Origin of the sequence: Chroococcidiopsis sp. TS-821, assembly GCF_002939305.1 — a bacterium.
GTDB lineage: Bacteria > Cyanobacteriota > Cyanobacteriia > Cyanobacteriales > Chroococcidiopsidaceae > Chroogloeocystis.
In genome coordinates this window covers 307,277-331,617 of the sequence record NZ_MVDI01000002.1, presented here as the reverse complement: position 1 = coordinate 331,617, position 24,341 = coordinate 307,277, and the positions used below count along the sequence as shown (strand labels likewise).

Genomic DNA, 24,341 nt, shown 5'->3' with positions numbered 1-24,341 from the left:
TAATCGGTTTTACTTTCCCGAGTAGTTTTTGTTTCTTTATGATACTTGTTAACTAAGTTAATTAATGAACTGCTCGTAAAGCTCCTTTTTGTGCATATAAAATAAGTAGTGATTGCTCAAGAAATTTTAGGGAAGCTACTTTTAGAATTCAAACTCCATCACCAATAAACAACGATTCGTGAATTTAATAATACAGTATGAAAAAGGCTAATTGTTAAGTTTAGCAGTAACAAACAAGATTTTTATGCTTCTACTAACTACGAACAATTAGCCAGCAAGAATTTTTTCTTGATAACAGCGTTTTAGGCGTAATGTCTAAACAACCTCGATATCAGTACTAGGGCTAAACCCTGAATTTGATTGGAGGGTTACTAAAGCTGTTGTATCAAAGAACAACGTATTGTTACTAAAAGAGAACTTACTCGTATCGCCTACAGTAATTCCAAACCCCGCAGCCGAGACTTCTATTTTATCTCCCTGCCCAACAGAGAAATCTGTAATTGTATCCAGTCCTTCTGACGGAGACAAAAATATAAAAGTATCAGCACCTGTGCCACCAGCAAGCACGTCGTTGCCACCTTTACCTGTTAAACGGTCATCATCACTTCCACCTATCAGAGTATCGCTATTGAGCGACCCAACTAGCGTATCGTTACCAGCCCCACCATCGAGGTAATTGCTACCAGAAAAGAAAGTTGTCACCCATTCTCCAGAGTAGGAATACTCCGATCGCTTCCCGACACCAGCAACCAGCGAGTCGAATCCGTCACCGCCAATCAGAGTATCGCTACCGGCTCCGCCCTGTAAAGTATCGTTACCCGCCCCACCATCGAGGTAGTCATTACCAGAATATTCTACGCTGGCGTAAGGATTGGCTCCTCTGCCAACCACTGAAATCAACAAATCAGATCCAGCGCCACCCAACAGAGTGTCATTACCAACACCGCCTTTTAGCGTATCGTTGCCAGCCCCTCCATCGAGGTAATCGTTGCCTGATTCATCGCTAACATAACCCCAGCCAACGTCTGTAAAAAGACCAGCATCTAAGTTATCGTTACCGTTTCTGCCAAATAAAGTGTCATTACCAACCCCACCTTTTAGCACATCGTTGCCATCACCACCGTTGAGGTAATTGTTGCCCGAGTAGCTATAGAAAATACCAATGCCAGCGGGATCCTCATCAGAATTACCAATACCAGCAACTAAGGTGTCGTTGCCGTCTCCACCATAGAGGATATCGCTACCAAAGTTGCCAGCGATGTAGTTATTTAGCGAGTTGCCTGTGCCATTAATATTTTTGTTACCCGTGAGGGTTAAGTTTTCTAGATTATTGCCGAGCGTATAACTGACAGAAGACACAACGGTATCTGTACCTGCGTTAGCAGCTTCAATTATGACATCAGCAGTGGAAAACACAATATACGTATCATTGCCACTACCCCCATTTAGAGTATTTTTTGCTCCATTGCCTCCATGTAGCGTGTCGTTGCCATTGCCTCCGTATAGTACATCTGCACCGATACGGGAACTACCGCTTAGGAAATTCTTCGAGTACAAAACGTCATTGCCATCGCCACCATAAAGAGTATCATTGCCACTGTTGTTAACTGCTCCTCCCATTAAGGTGTCATTTCCTGCTCCCCCACGCAAAGTATTATTAGCATTATTGCCTGTGATGGAGTTGTTCAAGTTGTTTCCTGTACCATTAATCGCACTGCTACCTGTTAGCGTTAGATTCTCTAAATGACTACCCAACACGTAGCTAACTGAAGACACAACCGTATCTATTCCTGCCTTCGCCGCCTCTATAACTATGTCACCTGTGTTGTCAACAATATAGCGATCGCTGCCAGTTCCTCCCACTAGCGTATCGATGCCAACTCCACCCTTGAGTGTATCGTTACCACTTCCACCTTCAAGCCTATCTCTGCCTGCCAACCCACGTAAAATATCGTTGCCAGCCAACCCAAATATCGAATCAGCAAACGCTGTTCCTGTTAAAGTATCATTTCCAGGTGTACCATATATAATTGCCATTTTTGACCCTTTTAATTGTTAGATATAAAGACATGCTTCACGTTTATTAAACTTGAGGTTTATGATTTGCTTCCCAAATCTAGAAGCTATGTTTACTATTATCAGAGTTACTTTGAAACTTTATTTACTTTGATATAAGCTATTAATCTTTTGTAATAGTTTTTCATGATTGCTTAGACCATATAGAAGCTCAAGTATTTGCTATAGAATGACTTGTATTGGTAGCAAGGAGAAGTAGCACTTCAAGACTTCACTCTTTTTGATTTAATTACTCTTCGTTTAATCAATAAAACTTCAATGCTCAGGTATTATGTTCTTAACAAACTCCTCTCACAACTATTTATCTAGGTAGTCAACAGTAATTAATGTTTATGAATGTATTTACAAAAAATCACTTTATTGATTTTGCATCTATCAATAATTGCTGAAGTTTTTTGTAATTGCTAAAATTTTCAATTGCATATTGAACATTTTTGTTGAATAAAGTATCAAGACCAATAAAGGGAAGCTTTATATTAGCTGCCGCTTTTACATCCCAAGTTCCATCACCAAGAAATACAGTTTTTTGGAAATTCTTTACTTCATACCATTTTTCGATTTTAAAATGACTGTTTCTATGGTGTCTTCTCTTGAAAAACAGTCATTGGCTGAGGCTAAAGGAATATTAGTAATATCTATACCAACTTTTTGCAGTTTAAATATTGCAGACTTATACCAGCCTCCAGTTGCAATAATAATACAATAATCAAGCTGCTGTAGTGGCAAAACGCAGCTTTCATCCTTCCGCTGCCATGAAGTGTTGGAATGCTGGCTGCAAACCAAATTGAAACTCATGCCTAATCACTTTGCCTAGTGCCTCTTGAATCTCGATGATGCGTGTCCCCGTGGCGGTGCTTGAGTACATGACCGCCCCTACCTGTAGCTCACGTAAACAGGAAACCTCATTACGCCAAATCTCTCTTTGCCGCGAACACCTCATCAAGCCAGTCAAACGTTGTATGACGGATCGCCGTCAGGTTTGGTAGCATGTTTTTGCCGCCTGCCCCCATATCTGTCCGACCGATCGCCAGGTTCTTGATAGGGTTTTGTATCTTTGCGAGTGCCTCGTGCTGGAAGTGCTGCGAGTTGGGATAGGCATACTCATCCTCTCCGATAAGCAGCAGCGTCGGGCAAGTGATTTCCGACGGATCGACCACATACTCTTTGCACGCCTCCAGCCACTCGGCCATTGTCGAAACACCCCACTTGTATTTCCAGATATCCATTATGTTGTACAGACCAGCAAGCCACGAGCCAGTGAGGCGGGTAAACAGCTTGAAGCCTGGCATCCGTTCCAGTCGCGCAAGGATGAGCAGTTCCTTTGCCTGAACCAAGTAGTCGTACAGGTTCAGGATCAGACTGTTGACCACGATCGCCTTGATCCTCTTATCATGCACTGCTGCACGCGGCACCGCGTACCCGCCAAAACTCGGTCCAAACATGGCCAGCCGGTCAGGATCAACATCATTCCGGCTGAGCGCGTAGTCTACGATCGCCCCCAGCGGCTCTTCTGCTTGCGGTGTCATCTTCATACCCTCGATGAATGTGCTACCCTGCCCCGGCATATCGACAGTTAAGTGGTTATAGCCACGCGAGGCATCGCCAATGCCGAAAAGCAAACACATATCCTCGGCAAATGATTCCCCGCCACCAGCATTGATCAAGGTTGGGCGTGGTTCAGAAGAGGTATCCGTCTTGATAAAGTAGCCCCGCAGTATATGGTTGCGAAAGGGTATGCTCACTGGCTCAATCGGCGTATCAAACAGGGCAGCAGCCATGTTGAAATGTGAGCGAACACGCTCACAGATTTCCAGATAGCGATCGGGCTCCTTGTTTGGACTTAGGGACATGAGTGCAGCGCGATTGAGGTAGCTGGCGCGGAGGAATGTCTCACGGGCTGTGATGTAATGTCCAACTGCTTGCGCTTGTTCCGCCTGTTCTGCTACCCGTTTCGCCAGCGATGTGAACTCGCGAACCCACGATTCGGTGTCGTACTGCCTAATGCGGGATGCAGCGAAAAATGCCTCACCGACATCGGCCCCGCCGCGCGCGCCAAAAGCAAGAACGTAGGAGAAGTAGCCATCGACAATAGGGTTCTTGAAATAAAATTTGAGCTTCCCGACAAGCGGCATGTTGCCCCTCTCAATGGCGGGTTTGCTTGTATCGATGTTCGGCTTTTCCATGAAACCACTCCCTGATACCCAACGTTAAGCTCGCCGGACGCCAATAACTTTTGCGACTCAACCAACCATCTTTTCCGTTCCGGTGCAGCGCAATGTAGGGCAGCTGTTTCAAACTAGTCTAGCAACGCTTTCTAGACAATTAGCTACAAAGGCATGATTTAAGGAATGATATCTAATTAATCCTTCTCGTCGTTTTCTGACAACCCCTTCATCCACCAGTATCTTTGAGTGATGAAGGTATTGATGGCAACAAAATGAGATCTTTATTTGTGTTGCGATAATTCGATTGATGCTGCGTCAGCTCACCTACAACCAGCAGACTTGCCTTTCAGTTACAGTTCTTTATAAACTGCTTCTCAATATCAAAGATTACTATTGCATATGGTAATTTTATAATGAACCACTAAGTGCACAAAGTGCGCAAAGATTAAGAGATGAATAGAGAGTGGTGTTAAGACATAAAGCTAATAATCTCTAGAGGAAAGGCGAAACTTCCGTCTTGATTAGGTTGAAAATTAAGTACTTGAAATACAGCATCAAGATTTAACGCACCATAAATATGCGGAAAGAGTTCATCTTGTTGTGTTCCTTCGTAACGGATTTCTGCTTGAACTTTATCAGAATCAATACAAAGCAAAACTAATCCTTGTTGATTTCTAAAAAATGTATTGGCTACATTGATAACTTGCTGTGGAGTAGAACAGTGAATAAATCCTTCTGATTCTAGGGTGTTGCTGCGATAAATTCCAACTTTTTGTGCGGTTTCCCATTGAGCGCGTTGCGTGATATGTAAAATAAGGTTCATAATCTTTTCTACTACCAAACTTTATTTAATTCCAATACAAATCCAGGCAATACCGGCTCTTTACTAACTGTTACCGGATTATCGAGACATTTTAGAGGAAAATTAGGGCGAAAAACATAAACTTTCTGATGTTTGCGGTCAATTAACCATCCTAGGTGAACGCCATTATCAATGTACTTTTGCATTTCTTCTTGTAGCTTTTTTAAACTGTCACTAGCAGAACGCAGTTCTCTAACAAAATCAGGGGCGATGGGTGCAAATTTTTCTTGTTGTTTAACTGCAAGTGTGTTCTATCTTTTTAGCTTTATCCACGCTGCATCAGGAGAACGCATCGCACCATTTGGTAAAATAAATCCAGCACTAAAATCAAATCCAATTCCGGTTCCATCAATATCAGTCCAGTTTGCTAATTGCTGGCTAATTTTAAAATTACGATTTCCTGTGCTGAACCCGCAGGTAGCATAATAGATAGTTCTCCGTTAGCCGTACGTTCAATGCGTAAGTCTCGATTAAGTTGACAGAATTCAAAAAACTGGTCATCTGTCATTTCTATTACAGGATGCAACTGCGACACAATTGGGGATTCTACGAAGTCAATGACGTTTGTCATAAAGGGATGTGGGTGAAAAGAAGTGTAAGGTAACAAATGGTAACTGGTAATTGGTCATTGTAAAAATTTCTATTAATAGTATCTTGCACCAACTTCATCTATTACCCACTCTCCCTCCGCTAACAGCCCAAATCCGATCAATCAGACTGAATCAGCCTTTTAGTCCACTTTGAGTGGGCTGTCGGGTTAACTGAGAATTAAGAAGGTGTAACGACGGGTAACAAAACTTGTGAAGGGCGATCGCCTCCACAATGAACCATCAAAGTTACAATTTGCGAATCCATCAGTCGCGTACTTCCCATCGGCGAGCCTGTACCAGGATTAATCGGATACGCTGGAAAACACGCGGCGCTTAAACTGAGACGTAGGGCATGACCTTTAGCAATTTTGACACAAGTTGGTTGCAACACGACTCGTAAAGGCGATCGCATTTCATTTACGTGTAAATAACCTTGCGTTAGGTTATATACTTTACCATTGCTGCGAACTTCAGAAAGCACCGCACACAAGTCATGATAGGGAGTATCTGCACTGCACCAGATTTTTACTGCAACATCTCCTGCAAAATAAAGGTCAGTTTCCAAGGGATCTGTTGTATAAGTTAAAACATCCGAACGGCGGTCAATGTGCGATCGCTCAAACGAACCTGCGGGTAATGCGGCGTGACCTCCAAGTGCTGGAACCGGTCGCCACGGGTCATGCACTAAAACATCAGGTGGACAGGGGTCAGGATGAATTGTTACTAATTTACCTTCATCTTCGCGGACACTTGCTAGTCCTGTACTTGACAAATAATAAGGTTTATGGGTGTACTTGTCCCAGCTATCAAATTTGCGCCATTGATTGCTACCCATTTCAAATAAGCAGACTGCTGGTTCTTGCGATAATCCGCGATCGATTCCTTTAAGGAACTCATCAAACCATTTGATTTGCAAGCGATCGACAGGGTTTAAAGCTTCAATGCCAAAATCGACATCACCTACTTTGCGACTCCAAGGTAAATGCGCCCAAGGTCCGACGAGTAACTGTTGACGATACGCACTACGTGCTGCAAAATCTTTATACAGATGAATTGTCCCGCGCAGATAAGTGTCAAACCAACCGCCGATGTGAAGCATGGGTAGATCGACGTTTTGCAAGTATTTCTTGGGCGAAATTTCTTCCCAATAACTATCAGGCTGCGAATGTTCGAGCCATTCGTGATAAAAAGCATTCGGTGCGAGTTTGCGCAAGCATTCGTTTAGGCTAGGAACAGGGTCGTATAGTGGTATATTCTGTGCTGCGGCATAAAGTGTATGATGCGCCGCTGCATCACCTTGCAATCTTGCGGTTTCCGCTGCTAATTGAATCGCCCAACCTAAATTCGTTTGCAAACAAAACGCGCCACCCTCATATACCCAGTCGGTATACAAATCGTACGCAACCATCGCTGGACAAATCGTTTTTAATGCTGGTGGTTTTGCTGCGGCTGCATATAGCTGCGTCATTCCTTGATAGGAAAAGCCATACATTCCTACCTTGCCATTACTACCAGGTAAATTTGCTGCCCAGTTTACTGCGTCCTCACCGTCGTTGATTTCGTTGACGAATAACTTGAATTCGCCTTGTGAGGTTCCGCGTCCGCGTACGTCTTGAATCGCGACAATATAGCCGTGAGCAGCATACCAAATTGGGTGCGCGTAAACTACCGTAGATGCGATCGCTCTGCCATACGGCTGGCGCATCAACAATACTGGAAATTCTCCCTCCGCGTCAGGGCGGTAAATATCCGCATCTAACCGTACTCCATCGCGAGTCAGCATTGATGCGCTTTCTTTCGGACGCACCGTCAACATAATACTGGTGCAGGTAAGCGACGCAAAACAGCTAAATCCTCCGCATCGAGTTCTACAGGTGTACCACTGCGAATTAACTCCGCAAAGTCTTCATTCGGCACCATAATACACAATGCGTACAACCGCGTCGAGCCTGTGTTTTCAATCATGTGCGTTCCTGTGGGAGGTACTAACACGCTATCTCCTGCTCGAATTGCTACCGTTTTGCCATCACAAGTGGCGCGTCCTTCACCGGCTAAAATAAAAAACATTTCGACTGCCATTTGATGGCGGTTTGGTGGGGTTTTGCCACCAATTTCAAAAATTTCTACGCAAATGGTTAAGGAAATATTTGCAGTTGCAGTGTCGAAGACAATTGCTAGTTTATTCGTATCGCCAGGACTAATTTTAAAAGCTTGATAGTCTTGCGGCGATTTGGCAACGGGGATCATGCAGCGAGTTGTGTCCATATGCTAATTGCTAGTTGCTAGCGCATGAAGAATAGCTTGAGAATCGGTCACAAAGCCAAAACACTGCTTTACGTTATAAATTGTTGCTTGCCAGCAGTATTCTGGGGAAGTTGTCGCGGTGCAGTCTTTTATTAATACACAGTCATACCCTAAAAAATTGGCATCTTGCAAGGTGACTAAAACACATTGATCGGCGTTGACTCCTGCAAATAACAATGTAGTTCTACCCAAATTACGCAGGATGCTATCCAACGGTGTGTCCCAAAAGCCACTCATGCGATACTTATCAACACAGATATCTTGTGGTAACTGTTTGAGTTCGTCTACAACAGCCGCTGCCCAACTTCCTGCCATTAATACTCTAGCGTTATTACTCGGCAATGGATCGCCAAGTCCGATACCATCGCCTGTAGGATTGTAGACGTGACGCACGTGGGCGCTGATATTGAGTAAGTCAGAACGATTTCCCCAGTTGAGCCAAATCACAGGAACATCGCGATCGCGTAATTCTGGTAACAGTTTGTTAATCGGATCGATGGGCTGGCGGGCGGGGGTAATATCAACACCAATGTGTGCTAGCCAACCGTCAGGATGACAAAAGTCATTTTGCATGTCAATGACTAAGATGGCGGTTTTGGCTAAGTCGAGGTATAAGGTTTTAGTCTCGGTTTTCAGTGCGATAATTTGAGGGGTTAATGGCGGACGGGTAATATCGGCGATCGCTTCATCTACCGCCCACGCATTTGGTGGAATTCCTAAGGTTCGTAAGGGTCGATTCATCGTTTTAAATTTCGTTTCTCTATAATTGTCTTAGGTGAATTATGGTTGAATTTAAGTATTAATTTTTACGGTTGTGTGGGGGGAGAAGAGGTTATTTTGAATGAACCACCAAGGACACAAAGGACACAAAGGAATTATGAATTTAGAGGGTGTTTTGAAGGATTTTTGATAACAGTTTCTTTGTATAAGTGTTTTAGAATTAATTGATTAGTAGATATTTTAAGGTTAATTTTGTGAGTTTTACAATTCAGAATGTTTTGATTCCAGTTGATGGTGGTTATGAAACTGTAGATGTACAAATCGAGGGCGATCGCATTACAAAAATTGCTCCTAATTTGGAAATTGTTGGTACAGTTGTTGATGGTAAGAACAAGTTATTACTTCCTGGTTTTGTAAACGCTCACACGCACTCTTCGGAAATGTGGCAACGCGGGCTGATTCCGCCAGTACCACTTGAATTATGGATTGCGGAACTTTATGATTTTGCCCCTCTCGACCCTGAACAAGTGTATTTAAGTGCGCTGGGAACCGCTGTAGAAACCTTGCTGTCGGGTGGAACGAGTGTTGTCGATCACTTGGTATTAATTCCAGGAAAAGAAATAGAAACTGTCTCTGCTGTGGTTAAAGCTTATCAGGAAGTTGGCATTCGAGCATTTATTGGACCATTAATTCAAGATGAGGCTTTAGCAAGTGGAATTCCCAAGGGTGAAGCGCAGCGCGAAGCAACACCTTATTTTCGCTCGACGCAAGCAACGCTAGAACTGATGCAAGAAGTCGTCACGCAGTTTCACGCTCCAGAAGCTGGCGTGCATATTTTAGTTGCACCAACGGGAATTCAACTGTGTTCGGATGCGCTGTTTGCTGGATGTATTGAATTAAGCGATCGCTACAATCTTTGTCGTCACGCGCATTTGTTGGAGACGAAAGCCCAAAAGCAGCTAGCCCAAGAAAAGTACGGTTGTAGTGGAGTTGAACATCTGAAGCGCATTGGTTATTTAAGCGATCGCACCTCGCTAGCACATTGTGTCTGGTTGAGTGATGCAGATGTTGCAATCTTGGCAGAAACGCAATCTACCGTTGTTCACAATCCTTTGAGTAACTTGCGTTTGGGAAGTGGCATCGCCCCTGTTTTAAAATACCGCCAAGCCGGAGTCAATGTCAGTTTTGGTTGCGATGGTTCAGCTAGTAACGACTCGCAAGATCTTCTTGAAGCAATTAAAATCGGCTCAATGCTGCACAATATCACCGACTTCGACTACCGTAATTGGATTACTCCGCGTCAATCGGTAGAAATGGCTGCATTCGGTGGTGCTAAAGGCTTGAATATGGCTGAGGAGTTGGGTTCTTTAACCGCAGGAAAAAAAGCAGATCTCGTACTGTACGATCTCACTAGCTTATCACTGCTACCGCGTACCGATCCTATTGGTTTACTGATTCTTGGTCGTCCTACCCAAGCTGTCAATAGTGTTTGGGTAAATGGCAAGCAAATCGTTGCAAATGGCGAAGTTATAACAATCGATGTCAATGAATTGCGACAAAATTTATTTGAACGCAGTCAGTGGGATTTCAACCGTCAATCAAAAACTGTAGGTGAAATCGAAGCGCACTACCGCGAAGTTATGGGCTTAGGCTTAGCCAAAGACTATTCATAACCTTCCCGCTTCGTCTTGATTGCTCGTACTTCACACCTAGCACGTAAACTGTAATTTTAGCACTAGCCGATATTGATATTAAATCCAGTTGATTAGTTATGATAAAAATGGTGAAGAGTTACTAGTCACTAACCACAAACAAAGGCTATTTAACCAGAGATAATCTCATTGCTAGGTTACAAAATCGCTATGAAAAAAGTAGCAGTATTTGGCAATGCTGGCGGCGGTAAATCAACGCTTAGCAAGAGATTATCAGAAATAGCTGGTTTACCACTTTACGTCTTGGACAAAATTCAATATCCATCAGGAGATACTGAAGTTTCCCAGGAAGAATATCAGCATATTCATCAGAAAATTTTGGCGACTGACCGATGGATTATTGACGGGTTTGGTAACAAGGAAACCCTCTGGCTACGACTAAATGAGGCAGATACTCTAGTTTTTGTCGACCTACCGCTCTACGTGCATTTCTGGTGGGTGACTAAACGCCTAATTGTAGGTTACTTTAAACCACCAGAAGGCTGGCCTCAAAAGAGTTCCATCTTGAAAAGTTCGCTTCGTAGTTACCGCGTGCTTTGGTTATGTCACAAACGTTTAACGCCAAAATACCGCGAGTATATCCAGCAGGCTCAAAGTATAAAGAGTGTATATCACATTCAATCGCCTGCACAAATTTTGCAGTTTTTTAAATGCATTGAGAATAAGACTAACTCTAACAATGGTGCGTCAGCCTAATAGTAGGTTGGTACTTGATACGCAAAATTGCGATCGCTTTCACACCTCTCTACCGTGAGTTAAGGAAATCACTATGAGCATGAATCATAAACTTAAACAAAATGTGCCTTCGCTATAAGCAATAGATTTAAGGGGGTAAGGCGTACCTGACCCATAGTTCGCGCAGGGGTGTATTGAGTAGCGAATTTATTTGTAAGCATTCATGCAGGAGGTCTAATGAGTACCAAGTTAGCACTTGAGCACATGATTTCAACTGCTGTGGCGAGTCAACCGAGTTTTGCAACAACGAATCAAATCATGACAGGGCGGACACTTGTGGTGAAAGCAGTGTTGAAGGTAGCGAATCTAGCAATTTCCATTGCTAGGGGAAGTGCATTCTATCGTCAGCTCGGTTTGGAAAAATTGTTTTGCGATGTACAGGGAATTCGCTATCATCCTTTGCGCGAGAAGCAAGCATGCAATTTGTCGGGTCAACTCGCACTCAGGTGCGATGTATCTTCTTAACAGAGTCGTGTTCCCCAGCTTTACATTTCCCGCTACTATACAACCAGTAGATTGTGTAGACGAGAGCTATTCATAGTGCCAAGACGCCCTCGTGTTGTTGTTGTTGGTTCTGGTTTTGGTGGGTTGCGAGTAACCCAATTGCTAGCGCGCGCTGGTGTCAATGTCTTACTCATTGACCGCAACAACTATCATACCTTTATTCCGTTGCTATATCAGGTAGCTGTTGCCGAACTTCAACCCGAACAAATTGCTTATCCTGTGCGCAGTCTTCTGCAGCGATTAGCTTTTGCTAATTTTTTGATGGCAGAAGTGACACGCATCGATTTTGCTAATCAGGTTGTCGTCACCGATGGTTTAACAATTCCGTACGATTTTTTGGTTCTCTCTACTGGTAGTGAATCGCAGTTTTTAGGAATACCAGGGGCTGATAAGTATGCTTTACCCATGAAAACGCTGCAAGAAGCGGTGTACTTACGCAACCATATTTTGTCTTGTTTTGAACAAGCGGTACGCGAAATCGATCCAGAAGTGCGTCGCTTACTCTTGACGTTTGTCATCGTGGGTGGTGGACCTACTGGCGTAGAATTAGCAGGAGCGTTAGTAGAACTGATTCAAGGTCGGTTAGTTAAAGACTTTCCCACGCTAGAGATGGATCAAGTCCAGGTAATATTGCTGCAATCGAGCGATCGCCTACTTGCCGATCTGCCACTGCGCTTATCCGACTATACCTATAAACAGCTACAGCGAATTGGCGTGAAAGTTTATCTGCAAGCACGAGTTAGTAAAGTAACGCCAAATGCTGTATATCTGGAAAATGGTGCTGTTATTTTCTCGAAGACGATCGTTTGGACTGCGGGCGTACAAGCCTCTCCACCTGCACCAACAGCTGAACTCTTTCCAGCGGCTAAAGGACAAGTTGCAGTTTTACCAACGCTACAATTACCAAATCATCCACAAGTATATGTCGTTGGCGATTCAGCTTATGTGGAACAAGACGGCGAACCGCTACCATTAGTCGCACCCGTCGCTTTACAACAAGGTACGCTAGCCGCACAAAACATTTTGCGTCAAATTAAAGGTAAGGAACCAAAACCGTTTCGTTATGTAGATAAAGGTAGGGCGGCGATAATCAAACGCAATACGGGTGTTGCGCAAGCTGGAAACTTCACGTTTACAGGATTTCCGGCGTGGTTGTTGTGGTTAGGCGTTCACTTGTATTATTTGCCTGGCGGACGAAATCGCTTGATTGTGCTTCTCGATTGGCTGCGCGATTATTTCTTTGGCGATCGCGCCATTCGTCTCATCTTTCCCTCGATTCCCAGTCCAAAATCTACTAAAGCAGATTCGCCCAATTCTCCACTGAAAAATTGGCACAATCAACAGCATTGAGGTATTCTGTAGCTCTAACAAAGGAGAATAACAATGAAATATATTCCGCTTGTTGCGCGTGTTTTTCTCTCGGTTATTTTCTTACGTTCTGGCATTAATAAAATTTTTAACTTTGCTGGTACGCAAGGGTTTATGGCTAGCGCGGGGATTCCAGAAGGACTAACCGGCTTGTTGTTGGTTGGTTCGATTGTTTTAGAACTGCTCGGAGCTTTATCGGTAATCTTAGGCTACAAGGCTCGTTGGGGTGCGATCGCGCTCATCGTCTTTCTCGTCCCTACGACGCTAATTTTTCACACTAATTTTGCCGAAGACATGCAAATTAATCAATTCCTCAAAAATTTAGGACTGATCGGCGGCTTACTCATGGTAGTTTACTTTGGTTCTGGTCCTCTGAGCATAGAGCAACGCAAAGATATGACATAGTTAAACGCAAAATAGTTAGCGGTTAGAATCTGCATAAATCTTCCTAACCTCATCTTGCGCCTAGTCCGCGGAGGTGGACTTTGTTTGTAAAGCTACAGTAACCAAGTATTCCGCGCAAAATCAGTAGACTCTCCGTCCGAATCGACTTGCTCTTGTTGGGGAAAGACAACTGTTTGTCTTGCTGGTTTATATTTAGGCTGTGGCTGTGATTCGGTTTCTTTCTTCTGTAAAGGAGCAGGTTCTTTTTTCAAAGAATTCACTTGCTCAATCAACTTGGAATTAGCTTCTACAAGCTGTAAGATAGTTGATTTAGCTTGTTCGAGTTCAGCGTTGACAGCGTCAAAATTTGCGACATCTTGACGAAGTTGCTTGACTAAAGCTTTTTCATCCTCTAGCTCGACGAGTAGTTCTGCAATGCGATGCTCTAGCGATTTTTCCTTCTCTTGTGCTTGCTTTAAAGCTGCACGTAATTCCGCAACAATTCCTTCTGTATCTGATGCAGTTTGACTTTGTCGAGTCCGATTTGTATTACGCGATCTTGCCGTCGTTCTTGTTGATTTTACCACTTCTGTATTTTCCTCGTTGCTTGACTCCTCATTATTTGTAGCATCTGCCTCAGATGAACTTTGCTCAGATGTTAACTTTTCTCCTTCTTCGTTCAATAAATCTGCAATTCGTTTTCTAACCATTATTGCCTCCAATCGCGTTGTATTTCTGCTGCTACTCGGCGGTAATCTGCTGCGGCTTCGCGCGCATTTTTCCCTTTTAGTTGAGTGATTGGTAATCCTTCAAGTGCGGCTCTTTCGTGAGCTTTATAAATGCGGATAAATGTTTTACAAACAGGAATACCCAATTTTATAAGTGTATTTTGTGCTTCTAAAGCTTCTCCTATGCTTCTAACATCAACTTTGGTTAACAGTACGCGATGGGGAATTCCGGAAGGTTTAACGGTTGCTTTAACAACTTCAATCAAGGCTGATAAATCCATTGGCGCGCAAGGTGTTGGCAAAACCATGTAATCCGCGATCGCAATTACCGCTTTCAACGCATCCGAACGTAGTGCTGGCGCTGTATCTACTATAACGAAATCGTACCCCTCAACTTTTCGCAACCGCCCCAATAGCTTGGGGTCTGTTTCTTGCGCAACATCAAAGGGCATCTTACCGCGCGTTGCCCACCAAGAACAACTCCCTTGGCTATCTGCATCTACCGTTAAAACTTCGTATCGCTCAGAAAAGATCGCGGATAATCCCATTGCTGTAGTTGTTTTTCCTACTCCGCCTTTTCCATTCGATACAACGATAATCTTCGGGGGCATGACATTAACAAACGAGAGGTCAAAGATAAAATTTTGTGAGGTAGGTGTGTCTAGTTTGGCAATTTACAAAACTATTTAGTTATCAAATTCATAATTTTTGCTGTTCTGAGTGCTACGAATCGTACTCATAGCTTCTTGGCGCGATCGCCACTTTCCTATACCACAATACATCAATTTTTTACTCTACAGGTCATTGCGGCATTTAACTGACTGGCACAGGATAATATTGTAAGTTTTGTGGAAGAATTTGCAGTAATTTGTCAATATTTATGTCATAAAAAGTTAGCTTGAGTTGTCGAGATTAGTCAACTAAAATTGATGCAAAGCGCTAATTGCTCTGCGCCAGGATTTCAAGGAACTTCGTACAGCCCCGCGACGAATCAAACAAATGCAAGCCATATTCTTGCGAAATATCTTCGCAAACTTTGATGCCGCGAATACTATTACCGTTAGTATCTAGCAAGGGTGAAAAAACACCAATCCCAATTTGGTTGGGCACAATGACAATAATTCCTCCACTAACGCCACTTTTTGCGGGCAAACCAACTTTATACACCCATTCACCAGCAAAATTATACATTCCACAGGTATACATCACGCTCAGGACATCTCTGACATAGCGTGCATCGACAGCGCGTTCTCCAGTCATCGGATTTATACCATTATTGGCAAGCGTTGCAGCCATGACTGCTAAATCACGACAAGTTACCATGATTGAACACTGCTGAAAATAAAGATCGAGGGCTTCATCGATGCGTTCGTCAATCATGCCAAAATTAAGCATCAAATGTGCCATACCTCGGTTGCGGTGTCCAGTAGTACGTTCTGACATGAAAACTGAAATATCCACAAAAATTTCATGACCGATGTAGCGCTGAAACATATCCAGCATTCGATTGAGGCGTTCAGTAGGTCCAGAACCTTTAATCAGACTCGTGGTCGCGATCGCACCAGCATTGACCATTGGGTTATAAGGACGTTTTGAGCGTTCGTCGAGAATAATCGAATTGAAAGCGTCTCCGGTAGGTTCTACACCGACTTTGGTTAAAACGTAATCGCGTCCGTGTTCTTCTAGCGCCATTCCATAGACAAAGACTTTAGAAATCGATTGAATCGTAAATAACTGATTGTAGTCTCCAACCTGATAAACTTGACCATCGACGGTAATGACACAAATGCTGAATAAGTCAGGATCCACTTTCGCGAGTTCTGGGATATAACTTGCGACTGCACCCTCGCGGAGGTGTTTGTATTTGAGGTACAAGCTTTCTAGGTATTCTTGAAAAGCGTGTGAGTGCGAGGAAGGGCGATCGCATTGTCTCTCGTCTGCCATAAATAGTAGGGGCCAGAGGTCAGGGTTAGAACAATAGTTTTAAGACTTTATAATGTCACAATCATCTTGACCATTGCTATAAATAAAAAAAGTCCTCCTGCGTGGACTAACAATAAATTCAGATTCTGAGAAGCTTGCTAACTAATCGTTTGCTTAATATCAGTATCGATAAGTAGCGTTGCAGCACCAGAAGTGTCACGAATATCAACCGCGAGTGTATAGTACCACTATCACCATCAATCCGGCAATCAATTGCACCATAACTGATATGCTTTGCAGCAAGTCATGTTGGCAATACGGGGCTATTCGTTTTGAAAAAAACTTGAAATGAGTTAAAAACGAAATTCTTTTTCAACCTAATAAACTAGGTTAAGTCAAATAAGTCACTCAAACATAAAGATTTAATAAAGTTTAGTCGGATTAACTACTCTTTTATAAAGCTTAGGTGAATGATTGATATTTCAAGCACAGTACATTTACATGCAATATTTTCTGATGTATAACTGACCGCTTTTTGTTTTGTAGAAGACTAGATTCTATTAATAATAAACTTGCCTATTTTCTTAATTCAAAAGAGTAAAATACACTAAGTAAAGCCAACTTTTGAGATGATTTTTCAAAAACCAAAAGTTGTCTATTCCTGAGAAAGTAGGCAAATTAGCAAATGTTGTCAAACTATCTAAACCTACTTTGAGAAACTTACTTGTATTGCAGATGACAGTACAATCTCTTTAAGAAGTTTTACTAGGAACTCCAAGGCGATCGCATCAACACTCAACGCAAAGCTTACGCCTGTCTGCTTGGAAAGATTCTCAAACAAAGTGTGTTTTAAAATACTGCAAGTTTTTTTGGAAAAACCACCTTAACAGCTGACGTGCGATCGCATCGAGGTTAGACTAGACCAAACTCTAACTTGGAGGCATCAAAACCGTGCAAGACCGTGACTACACCTTAATCGTCGATAAAAGTGGCAGTATGTCTACACCCGATCAAGCAGGTGGTAAAAGTCGATGGGAAATTGCCCAAGAATCTACGTTAGCATTAGCGCGAAAATGCGAACAATTCGATCCAGATGGCATCACGGTTTATGTCTTTTCTGGTAAATTTAAACGCTACGATGATGTCACTTCGAGCAAAGTTGCTCAAGTTTTTCAAGAAAACGATCCGATGGGAACAACAAACTTAGCCATCGTTTTGCAAGATGCGATAAAAAACTACTTTCAACGCAAAGCCGCAGGAAAAACTAAACCTCAAGGCGAAACGATTTTAGTTGTCACTGATGGCGAACCAGACGATCGCCGCGCCGTATTTGAGGTGCTTATCAACGCAACTCGGCAAATGGAACGCGACGAAGAACTTGCCATTTCTTTTATTCAAGTTGGTTCTGATTTGCAAGCAACAAAATTCCTCAAAGCAATCGACGATCAACTCCTCGGAGTTGGCGCAAAATTTGATATATGCGACACGATTACCTTGGACGATCTAGAAGATATGAGTTTATCCGAAGTTTTGCTTAATGCAATTCATGATTAACCACAATGGACGAACTTGATAAACTATTAGCTCAAATTGATGCAACACCGCACCGAAAGATAGCACCACCAGCAAATAAATCAACTAAATCTACTTCAGATATTGAGCATATTTTAAGTGAAATTAAAGTAGATTATGCCCAAAAAGAAAGCGAATTAGAACAGCAGAAAGCTAAAGAGAGATACCAACGGGCGATCGCTTGGCTCAAAACTTTAGATCCACTGTCGAGTGAAGGATTGTGGTTTGAGCAATTTGCGGCAAAGTACCCATCCAAAATTGCAGCCGCAGTTGATTACTTAAACCTTTATATGTAATGGGCGATACTGGATTTGAACCAGAAAAATGCGAGTGCGAATGAATTTGCTGCTAATAAACAAAGTCCACTTCCGCGGACTTACTATTAAGAATCTTGTTTTAGTGTACCTTCTTACATTTTGTCTAGATAGGCTCCGACTTCAGTCGAAGGGCGCCTATGATTTATGCAGGAAATCTAGTGCTAATCTCCCTGCGGGTACTCATCCCATAAATTTGTGATTTCGCGCAGACTTTGATGATTGCCATCACCTAAAATTAGATGGTCGAGTAAGGGAACGTCTAAAAACTGCGCGCCAGCCAAAAGTTGTCGCGTTAATTCGATATCTTGCAGACTCGGTTCGACATTACCAGAAGGATGATTGTGAGCAACAATAACTCTGGTTGCACCTTGGCGAATCACTTCACGAAAAATTTCGCGGGGAGAAGCTAATGTTTCGGTGGCTGTACCAATTGTAATCACCTGCGTGCCAATGAGCCGATTTTTAACATCTAAAAGCAACACCGCAAATCGTTCTTGTGCTTGCCACATCAAGTCTTGGCTTAACGTTGCAGCAGCTGCTGCTGGGCTATCAATGATTGTACGCTCCAACGGACGCGATTGAAACGCTCGTTTACCAAGTTCAACAGCAGCAACAATTGTCGCTGCCTTGGCTGCTTTGATACCGTGAATTTGCATCAGTTCTTGAGGTGTAATCTCTCGAAGAACAGCAAGAGGGTCGCGCTGATTTTTGCCTAGTTCTTGTAAAATAAACTGCCCTAAACCTACTGCGGAAAGTTTTCCCTGTCCTTGACCTGTACCTAGTAAAATTGCAATTAGTTCAGCTGTGGCTAAGTTCTTTGCACCATGCGTTAACAAGCGTTCGCGGGGTCTTTCAGTTGTGGGTAAATCTGCAATCCTTAAACAGTAGGTCATGACAACAAGGCAATACTCATTACTTACAGTGAGACTACCTTTAGTTATGCCCTTTTTTGTCTAAAAAGTTACAACAAAGTTAAAAATATTTCATTGTGAGAAAGACCTTTATAACAAACCTCGTTTTCACTCAAATCATTATTGGCTGATAAATTTGTGTCGCTTTTAGCATATGATAAGTAATCAAAAGTTGCGTCATTGCCAGCGGATAACTCTGAATTGTTTCCCCCGTAGTACCAGCAACTTTACCGAGTTCGGGGTTACTTTCGCGACTGCAAAAGTGCGAGAGATGCGGTGGCATATCGTTACAGATAATCTTTTCTAGTTCGTCTACTTGTTCGGATGTTGCATGACCGTCAACTTCTAAAACATCTACCGGCTTATTCATATCTCGATCTAATTCTAGGCGGATTGCCGGATGCGGATGGCTGCTAATGATATCCAAAATTTGCGTAAAATCTGGATGTGGGATCGTCGGACGCAGTACTAAGCGAACATTTAAGTGACCGTTGCCTCGATCGGGTTCATCGCTTGGAGGATAAAAACTAACGACGACATCTGCCCATTGGCGCTGAGGACGAATAAATTGTTCGGAATCGGGTTCGCGCTTTTCGAGTTCTGCTTTGACTTGTTCTGCGGTATAGCCTCGTTTTTGCGTATCGCGCTTAATCTTCCACTGCGCGCGTAGTGGTTCGGGTGGTGCGAGATAAACTTTGACGTCAAACGAGTCTCTTGCACCCCGCGTCGAATAGCCGAGAAGTCCTTCTACGATGACAAATTTACTGGGCTTAACGTATTGTGGCGGCTCAAAAGTACCAGTTTTATGGCTGTAAATTGGTTTGAGGATTGGTTGTCCTGTCCTAAGTAAGGACAGGTGCTGTTGCATAATATCAAGATAGTTGCAGTCAGGATGTAGTGCAGTGATACCTATCTCAGCACGTTGACGGCGATCGTAGCGATGATAATCGTCTGTACAGATAACCGTAACATTCTCTGGACCGAGTACCTGAGCAATTCCCTTTGTTAAAGTAGTTTTACCAGCAGCACTGTCTCCAACAATGCCAAGCATAATCGGGCGATGACTCATGATTCCTCCAGGGCAAGAGCGCGGATCCGGCTAGATGCAAAATTTTTATCATTTTAAGCAGTAATCGAATGTAACTCAATACCACTAAATCTGCTTAAGCAAAAAGCATCTTTATCTTATTAAAACTGACTTTTACGCCTAAATGCTAACTTGTTAAGATGACTACAAAACAAGATTATATGGGCGGTACTGGACTCGAACCAGTGACATCCTGCTTGTAAGGCAGGCGCTCTACCAACTGAGCTAACCGCCCGTTTTGTACGCGAGTATTCATGGTAGCAAATTGTTGGCAGAAAAGCTAGTATTTTTGAAAAATATTTTGCTGACGATTGTCTTTAAACTCAATGCCCTCTGGTGGAACGCACGATCGCATTACTTTATGGGGCTTGCCGTTAGTTAGTGGTGTCACTTTTTTCCATACTCAAAGTGGTAACTTAACCTTAATTGTGGCTGGAGCCTATCTCTTTAGTGGCTTAATGTTTGGTCCAGATTTGGATCTGTACTCTAGACAATACCAACGTTGGGGTTACTTGCGGTGGATTTGGCGACCTTACCAAAAAGCTCTCCGCCATCGGTCAATATTTTCGCATGGGTTCCTGATTGGGACAACGCTGCGGGTTCTGTATTTAGGTATTTGGCTAGCGTTTATGGGGATTTTTATTCTAGGAGTGGTGCATTTGATTTGGGGAGTGGAATTAAGTTGGCAACAACTGGTTGCCCAAAGTCGGAGATCGCTGCTGCAAAATTCGACGGAATGGCTTTACTTGTTTCTCGGACTCGAATTAGGTGCAATGAGTCATTCAATCAGTGATTGGAGTAGTTCTGCCTACAAGCGCAGACAACAAAATCGTGCCAAAATGAAGAAACGTAAACGAAGCTCAACACAAGTCAAACGTCGTAAATAGCGTTTTCGGATGACTCACCCTCAAAAACCAAATCAACTGCAAGCTACTGACGAAACTTTGGTAGCCCTACAAGAACTTATCAATGTCGTAGCCAAACTGCGATCGCCTGATGGTGGTTGTCCGTGGGATTTAGCACAAACACCGGAAACGTTAATTCCTTACGTAATTGAAGAAGCCTACGAAGTCGTAGAGGCAATTCGCACTCAAGATCGAAAAGCGATCGCAGAAGAACTTGGAGATTTACTCTTACAAGTTGTGTTGCAAGCCCAAATTGCCTCAGAAAGTGGTCAATTTAGCCTCAAAGAGGTGGCGCAAGGAATTACGCAAAAACTGATTCGCCGTCATCCGCATGTCTTTGGAGACGTTAGCGTTCAAAATGTCGATCAAGTGCGGCAAAATTGGGAACAAATCAAAGCAGCCGAAAAAGGCACATCACCAACTGATGCGCAAAAGTTGAGTCACAAACTCAGTCGCTACGCGCGATCGTTACCACCACTTCTAGCAGGAATGAAAATTTCCCACAAAGCAGCGGCGGCGGGATTTGAGTGGGAAAACGTTGAGGGCGTGTGGGCAAAATATTACGAAGAACTTGCCGAATTTCAAGAAGCGATCGCGCACAAATCATTAGAAGAACAACAAGCCGAACTTGGTGACTTATTATTTGTGATTATTAACTTGGCACGATGGTATCAACTCGATCCTGACGCAGCATTGCAAGGAACGAACCAGAGATTTGTTCAACGTATCATCCAAATGGAAACTTTTGCAGAGCGTCCTTTGTCAGAGTATACGCTGGAAGAATTAGAAAATTTATGGCAACAAGCTAAAGCCAAATTAGCTAAAGTCCAGCCTTCTGAGGATACGGTTTAGTTTTCATATTTTATGGTAAAAATATTGCAAGTTTTCAGCTTGGCGATCGCAACTTCTACAAGTTTGATTGCCAGTACAACCTTAGCCCAACCAAGCCACAAATTAACCGTAGTTGTAGACGGAATTGCTCGTCCTAGAGGTCAAGTTTGCTTTAGACTTTACGATAAAGACAAAGGTTTCCCGCAGAGTGATGCGGGTGTGATTCAAAGTGGTTGCACGAATGCGCAACGGTCTTCAGTTGTAGCAGAGTTTCGCGGATTACAATCTGGGACTTATGCGGTAACAGTATTTCATGATGAAAATAACGACCAAAAACTCAACACAAACTTCTTAGGTATTCCGAGAGAAGGTTTTGCAATTTCTAATAATCCTCCTATCAAAATAGGTGCGCCAAAGTTTAATAATGCTAGTTTCAGTGTCGAGGGAGATACGACGATTCGAGTCAATATGCGATATTTGTAGAAATTGGGGTATAGAAGCGATCGCGCTAATGAAATGAGTTACCCATAAATGCACCAACAATACAGAAATAACGCGATCGCAGTTTACTGTTAAGTTAAGCAAGCATTGGTAGTACCAATACACCTAAAATAATTGCTCCAGTGCCCGTAAAATATAGCCAAAAGCGGTGATAGCTGTTAACAACGGTACCTGCATCAGTACGTAGCTGTGCTAAATCTAGCCAGGGCATAACACCACGGCGAAACCAACCAACGGTACTCACTGAAGAACCAATTAAGTTCTTAACGCGGTTCATACCAAACAAGAAGTTTCCAAACGAACCAAAACGCGAAGCATAGCGTAGATAAATCATCCCTGTACGATCTTGTAGCTTCAAATCAGAACCAAATTGATAACCAGCATCACCACGCCCGATTAATTCACCTTGGATTTGAACAGGTTTACCGCGTAAGGGACTTGCGTAAGGATTAGACATCAATTCCAGAACATCAAAACTCGCAGCAAATTGGAAATTAGGGAACATTACCGCAGTTTTGATTAAAGTTCCTACACCAAAACCAATTAAAACTGTTGCCAGGACGACTGTTCCACTGGCAACTTTGGCGGAAACTAAAGATATACCAACAATCAAACCACACAGAACTCCGATTGCTTGCGCAGCGTAAAGCAACACATCTAACACAAAGTTACCGTAGAGCTTTTTCTTATCAAGTCTTTTACCCTCAGCAACAACGCGACTAAGGTCGAATTCTGTTTCTAATCCTAGTTGTTCGGCATAAGTACTTAAGGCACGGACGCGTTTTCCAGTAAGGGGGTGAGTAGAATTTAATTCCATAAACCAACCCCAAGGATTAAACATATCCCACAAGAAAACACGCCCTAGTTGTTGCGGTTGCGCGATGCGATACGCGGTTCCGGTTGCTGTTGCAGCTTTAGCGTCGTAAATTCCTAACGCACGAGTCCCTTCAATTAAGCGACTCGGTTCAGCAGCGTGTTTGCTTTCTTCTAAGATTCCATAAGCAATCTTGACTAAAGCGCGAGATAGTGCATTGGGATTTCCTGTTGTTTCAGCCGCGAAATGATCGGCGTAGTATTCGCGCGTACGTGAGAGATAAAGAAGTAAATAAGTTCCGACTAGGTAAAACACATAGGCTGCTAGTGCAGCTGTACCTGCGGCATTTTTGATTTTTTCACCACCGCTTCTTCCTAACCTGCGAGCAAAGGTATAAATTAAGTAAGTGATTTGCACTAAGGTTGACGCAAGCGTCATTACCGCAAAGTCCCAGTGGACAATGTGACCGAGTTCATGCGCGTAGACTGTGGCAATTTCTTCGTCTTCTAAGTAGGTGAAAAGTCCTTGGCTGACGACTAATCGCGCTGTATTGGGTAATGAACCGTAGGTGAAGGCGGTAGGATTTTGATCGTCGATAATTCCCAATCGGGGCTGTTTTAGCTTTTGTTGCCCACAGATGCGCTGAATGATTCTGGCGGCTTCTGGGCTATGTTGCTGTATTTCTGCAAGAGATACCCAGCGGGTACGATACAGCCAATTTTGCATCAAGTCCAGAAGGAATGGTGATAGGAAAAAGGCTGCAATATTGAATAAAAGTGTGCCAGTAATCGCAATATTTAATCCATTCACCGGATCTTCGCTACTCAGGATGAATGTCAGTGCTAAAAATAAGACAAACACCATTCCTAAAAGCAAAGTTATCGTTACGCCGGATGCTAGCGTTAAATTACTAGCAACACCTGCTACAGCAAGTTTAATACCTGCTTGGGCAGCACGTTTGGGTTTGCTGTGTTTGACATTGTTTAAAGACTCAAGCGCAAGTTTTGCCCATTTTTGGGCTTCTGGGTTGGGGTGGGTAGAGAGTTGTTTTGCTAGCGCGATCGCTTGTTGGCTTTGGTGTGTTTTTTGGTACGCTTTGACTAACCAAAATTGTGCTTGTAGATAGTATTTACTGTTATGGTCGATACTGCTGTTGCAATAGTTTTCTAGTATTTCTACTGCTTCGCGGTAACGTTGTTGTTGATAGGCTTCTATAGCAGTTTGTAATAATTCAAATTGAAGAGACATAAATTCGCCTCTATACGTTCTTGTCTTTATATATACCCACAACTTCAACGTTATATAGAATGAATTCGGGGAATTTTGATGAAG

The 24,341-nt window shown here is 43.0% G+C and carries 24 protein-coding genes, 1 tRNA gene and 1 pseudogene; 10 read left to right on the top strand and 16 right to left on the bottom strand.

Translation table 11 applies throughout. The features are described 5' to 3' along the window. Positions 1–315: 315 nt before the first annotated feature. The 9 genes and pseudogenes from B1A85_RS09090 to B1A85_RS09050 all read right to left on the bottom strand — a co-directional run bounded on the left by B1A85_RS09090 (position 316) and on the right by B1A85_RS09050 (position 8,738). Entirely contained in the window at positions 316–2,037 is a 1,722-nt protein-coding gene (locus tag B1A85_RS09090) for a calcium-binding protein (protein ID WP_146087159.1), read from the bottom strand. Between the two features lie 576 nt (positions 2,038–2,613). Then, positions 2,614–2,802 (bottom strand): hypothetical protein, encoded by a 189-nt coding sequence (locus B1A85_RS09080; RefSeq protein WP_146087158.1) that lies wholly within the window; start codon positions 2,800–2,802, stop codon positions 2,614–2,616. A 10-nt stretch (positions 2,803–2,812) separates the two neighbouring features. Continuing rightward, the gene (locus tag B1A85_RS25545) at positions 2,813–2,941 is read right to left on the bottom strand and encodes a hypothetical protein (protein WP_256387443.1); all 129 of its coding nucleotides are present in this window, start codon (positions 2,939–2,941) and stop codon (positions 2,813–2,815) included. A gap of 40 nt (positions 2,942–2,981) precedes the next feature. Beyond that, positions 2,982–4,259 carry a S9 family peptidase gene (locus B1A85_RS09075; protein ID WP_104546582.1) on the bottom strand — a complete coding sequence of 426 codons (1,278 nt, stop codon included), beginning with the start codon at positions 4,257–4,259 and terminating at the stop codon, positions 2,982–2,984. Positions 4,260–4,710: 451 nt separating this feature from the next. Then, the gene (locus tag B1A85_RS09070; RefSeq protein ID WP_104546581.1) at positions 4,711–5,064 is read right to left on the bottom strand and encodes a DUF952 domain-containing protein; all 354 of its coding nucleotides are present in this window, start codon (positions 5,062–5,064) and stop codon (positions 4,711–4,713) included. An 11-nt stretch (positions 5,065–5,075) separates the two neighbouring features. Further along, positions 5,076–5,674: pseudogene (locus tag B1A85_RS26070) on the bottom strand (Uma2 family endonuclease). 197 nt (positions 5,675–5,871) lie between these two features. Next, positions 5,872–7,509: a CocE/NonD family hydrolase gene (locus B1A85_RS09060; protein WP_210404324.1), complete on the bottom strand. Its 1,638-nt coding sequence runs from the start codon at positions 7,507–7,509 to the stop codon at positions 5,872–5,874. Then, complete coding sequence (locus B1A85_RS09055; RefSeq protein ID WP_210404323.1) at positions 7,503–7,958, bottom strand: cupin domain-containing protein; 456 nt, start codon at positions 7,956–7,958, stop codon at positions 7,503–7,505. Before B1A85_RS09055 ends, B1A85_RS09060 begins: the two co-directional genes overlap by 7 nt. A gap of 3 nt (positions 7,959–7,961) precedes the next feature. Next, positions 7,962–8,738, bottom strand: a complete 777-nt coding sequence (locus B1A85_RS09050; RefSeq protein ID WP_104546579.1) for a cysteine hydrolase family protein — start codon at positions 8,736–8,738, stop codon at positions 7,962–7,964. 233 nt (positions 8,739–8,971) lie between these two features. Here B1A85_RS09050 and B1A85_RS09045 point away from each other — a divergent pair, with 233 nt between their 5' ends. The 5 genes from B1A85_RS09045 (at position 8,972) to B1A85_RS09025 (ending at position 13,441) form a co-directional block, all read left to right on the top strand. Beyond that, positions 8,972–10,390, top strand: coding sequence for an amidohydrolase (locus tag B1A85_RS09045; RefSeq protein ID WP_104546578.1), 1,419 nt, complete (start codon positions 8,972–8,974; stop codon positions 10,388–10,390). Between the two features lie 189 nt (positions 10,391–10,579). Next, positions 10,580–11,125, top strand: a complete 546-nt coding sequence (locus B1A85_RS09040; protein WP_104546577.1) for an adenylate kinase — start codon at positions 10,580–10,582, stop codon at positions 11,123–11,125. 216 nt (positions 11,126–11,341) lie between these two features. Then, a complete protein-coding gene (locus B1A85_RS09035) occupies positions 11,342–11,629 on the top strand; it encodes a hypothetical protein (RefSeq protein WP_210404322.1) in 288 nt (95 codons plus the stop codon). 75 nt (positions 11,630–11,704) lie between these two features. After that, positions 11,705–13,018 carry an NAD(P)/FAD-dependent oxidoreductase gene (locus tag B1A85_RS09030; protein ID WP_104546576.1) on the top strand — a complete coding sequence of 438 codons (1,314 nt, stop codon included), beginning with the start codon at positions 11,705–11,707 and terminating at the stop codon, positions 13,016–13,018. A 33-nt stretch (positions 13,019–13,051) separates the two neighbouring features. Then, the gene (locus B1A85_RS09025; protein ID WP_210404321.1) at positions 13,052–13,441 is read left to right on the top strand and encodes a DoxX family protein; all 390 of its coding nucleotides are present in this window, start codon (positions 13,052–13,054) and stop codon (positions 13,439–13,441) included. A 92-nt stretch (positions 13,442–13,533) separates the two neighbouring features. Here B1A85_RS09025 and B1A85_RS09020 read toward each other — a convergent pair whose 3' ends face one another. The 3 genes from B1A85_RS09020 to glsA form a co-directional block, all read right to left on the bottom strand. Next, entirely contained in the window at positions 13,534–14,130 is a 597-nt protein-coding gene (locus tag B1A85_RS09020) for a hypothetical protein (protein ID WP_104546574.1), read from the bottom strand. Continuing rightward, positions 14,130–14,759: a ParA family protein gene (locus tag B1A85_RS09015; protein WP_104546573.1), complete on the bottom strand. Its 630-nt coding sequence runs from the start codon at positions 14,757–14,759 to the stop codon at positions 14,130–14,132. Before B1A85_RS09015 ends, B1A85_RS09020 begins: the two co-directional genes overlap by 1 nt. Before the next feature lie 328 nt (positions 14,760–15,087). Continuing rightward, positions 15,088–16,092 carry a glutaminase A gene (glsA, locus tag B1A85_RS09010; RefSeq protein WP_104546572.1) on the bottom strand — a complete coding sequence of 335 codons (1,005 nt, stop codon included), beginning with the start codon at positions 16,090–16,092 and terminating at the stop codon, positions 15,088–15,090. Between the two features lie 930 nt (positions 16,093–17,022). On the opposite strand from glsA, the gene B1A85_RS09005 reads away from it, so the two are divergent. Together B1A85_RS09005 and B1A85_RS09000 are read left to right on the top strand one after the other, a co-directional pair. Further along, the gene (locus B1A85_RS09005) at positions 17,023–17,625 is read left to right on the top strand and encodes a VWA domain-containing protein (RefSeq protein ID WP_104546571.1); all 603 of its coding nucleotides are present in this window, start codon (positions 17,023–17,025) and stop codon (positions 17,623–17,625) included. Between the two features lie 5 nt (positions 17,626–17,630). Further along, on the top strand, positions 17,631–17,939 hold the full coding sequence (locus B1A85_RS09000) for a salt stress protein, Slr1339 family (protein WP_104546570.1): 309 nt from the start codon (positions 17,631–17,633) through the stop codon (positions 17,937–17,939). Positions 17,940–18,121: 182 nt separating this feature from the next. Here B1A85_RS09000 and radC read toward each other — a convergent pair whose 3' ends face one another. The 3 genes from radC to B1A85_RS08985 form a co-directional block, all read right to left on the bottom strand. Continuing rightward, on the bottom strand, positions 18,122–18,853 hold the full coding sequence (gene radC, locus B1A85_RS08995) for a DNA repair protein RadC (protein WP_104546569.1): 732 nt from the start codon (positions 18,851–18,853) through the stop codon (positions 18,122–18,124). A gap of 130 nt (positions 18,854–18,983) precedes the next feature. Then, positions 18,984–19,940, bottom strand: a complete 957-nt coding sequence (locus B1A85_RS08990; RefSeq protein WP_104546568.1) for a phosphoribulokinase — start codon at positions 19,938–19,940, stop codon at positions 18,984–18,986. Between the two features lie 180 nt (positions 19,941–20,120). Continuing rightward, positions 20,121–20,193 (bottom strand) — tRNA-Val (locus tag B1A85_RS08985). A gap of 91 nt (positions 20,194–20,284) precedes the next feature. Between B1A85_RS08985 and B1A85_RS08980 the strand changes: the two genes are divergently transcribed. The 3 genes from B1A85_RS08980 to B1A85_RS08970 are packed head-to-tail and all read left to right on the top strand — an operon-like array spanning position 20,285 to position 22,177. Beyond that, positions 20,285–20,845, top strand: a complete 561-nt coding sequence (locus B1A85_RS08980; protein WP_104546567.1) for a metal-binding protein — start codon at positions 20,285–20,287, stop codon at positions 20,843–20,845. 9 nt (positions 20,846–20,854) lie between these two features. Beyond that, the gene (gene mazG, locus B1A85_RS08975; protein WP_104546566.1) at positions 20,855–21,715 is read left to right on the top strand and encodes a nucleoside triphosphate pyrophosphohydrolase; all 861 of its coding nucleotides are present in this window, start codon (positions 20,855–20,857) and stop codon (positions 21,713–21,715) included. 12 nt (positions 21,716–21,727) lie between these two features. Continuing rightward, positions 21,728–22,177, top strand: a complete 450-nt coding sequence (locus B1A85_RS08970) for a DUF2141 domain-containing protein (RefSeq protein ID WP_104546565.1) — start codon at positions 21,728–21,730, stop codon at positions 22,175–22,177. Positions 22,178–22,271: 94 nt separating this feature from the next. Here the strand turns inward: B1A85_RS08970 and B1A85_RS08965 are convergent, their stop codons facing one another. Beyond that, the gene (locus B1A85_RS08965; protein ID WP_104546564.1) at positions 22,272–24,257 is read right to left on the bottom strand and encodes a M48 family metalloprotease; all 1,986 of its coding nucleotides are present in this window, start codon (positions 24,255–24,257) and stop codon (positions 22,272–22,274) included. Positions 24,258–24,341 lie beyond the last annotated feature (84 nt).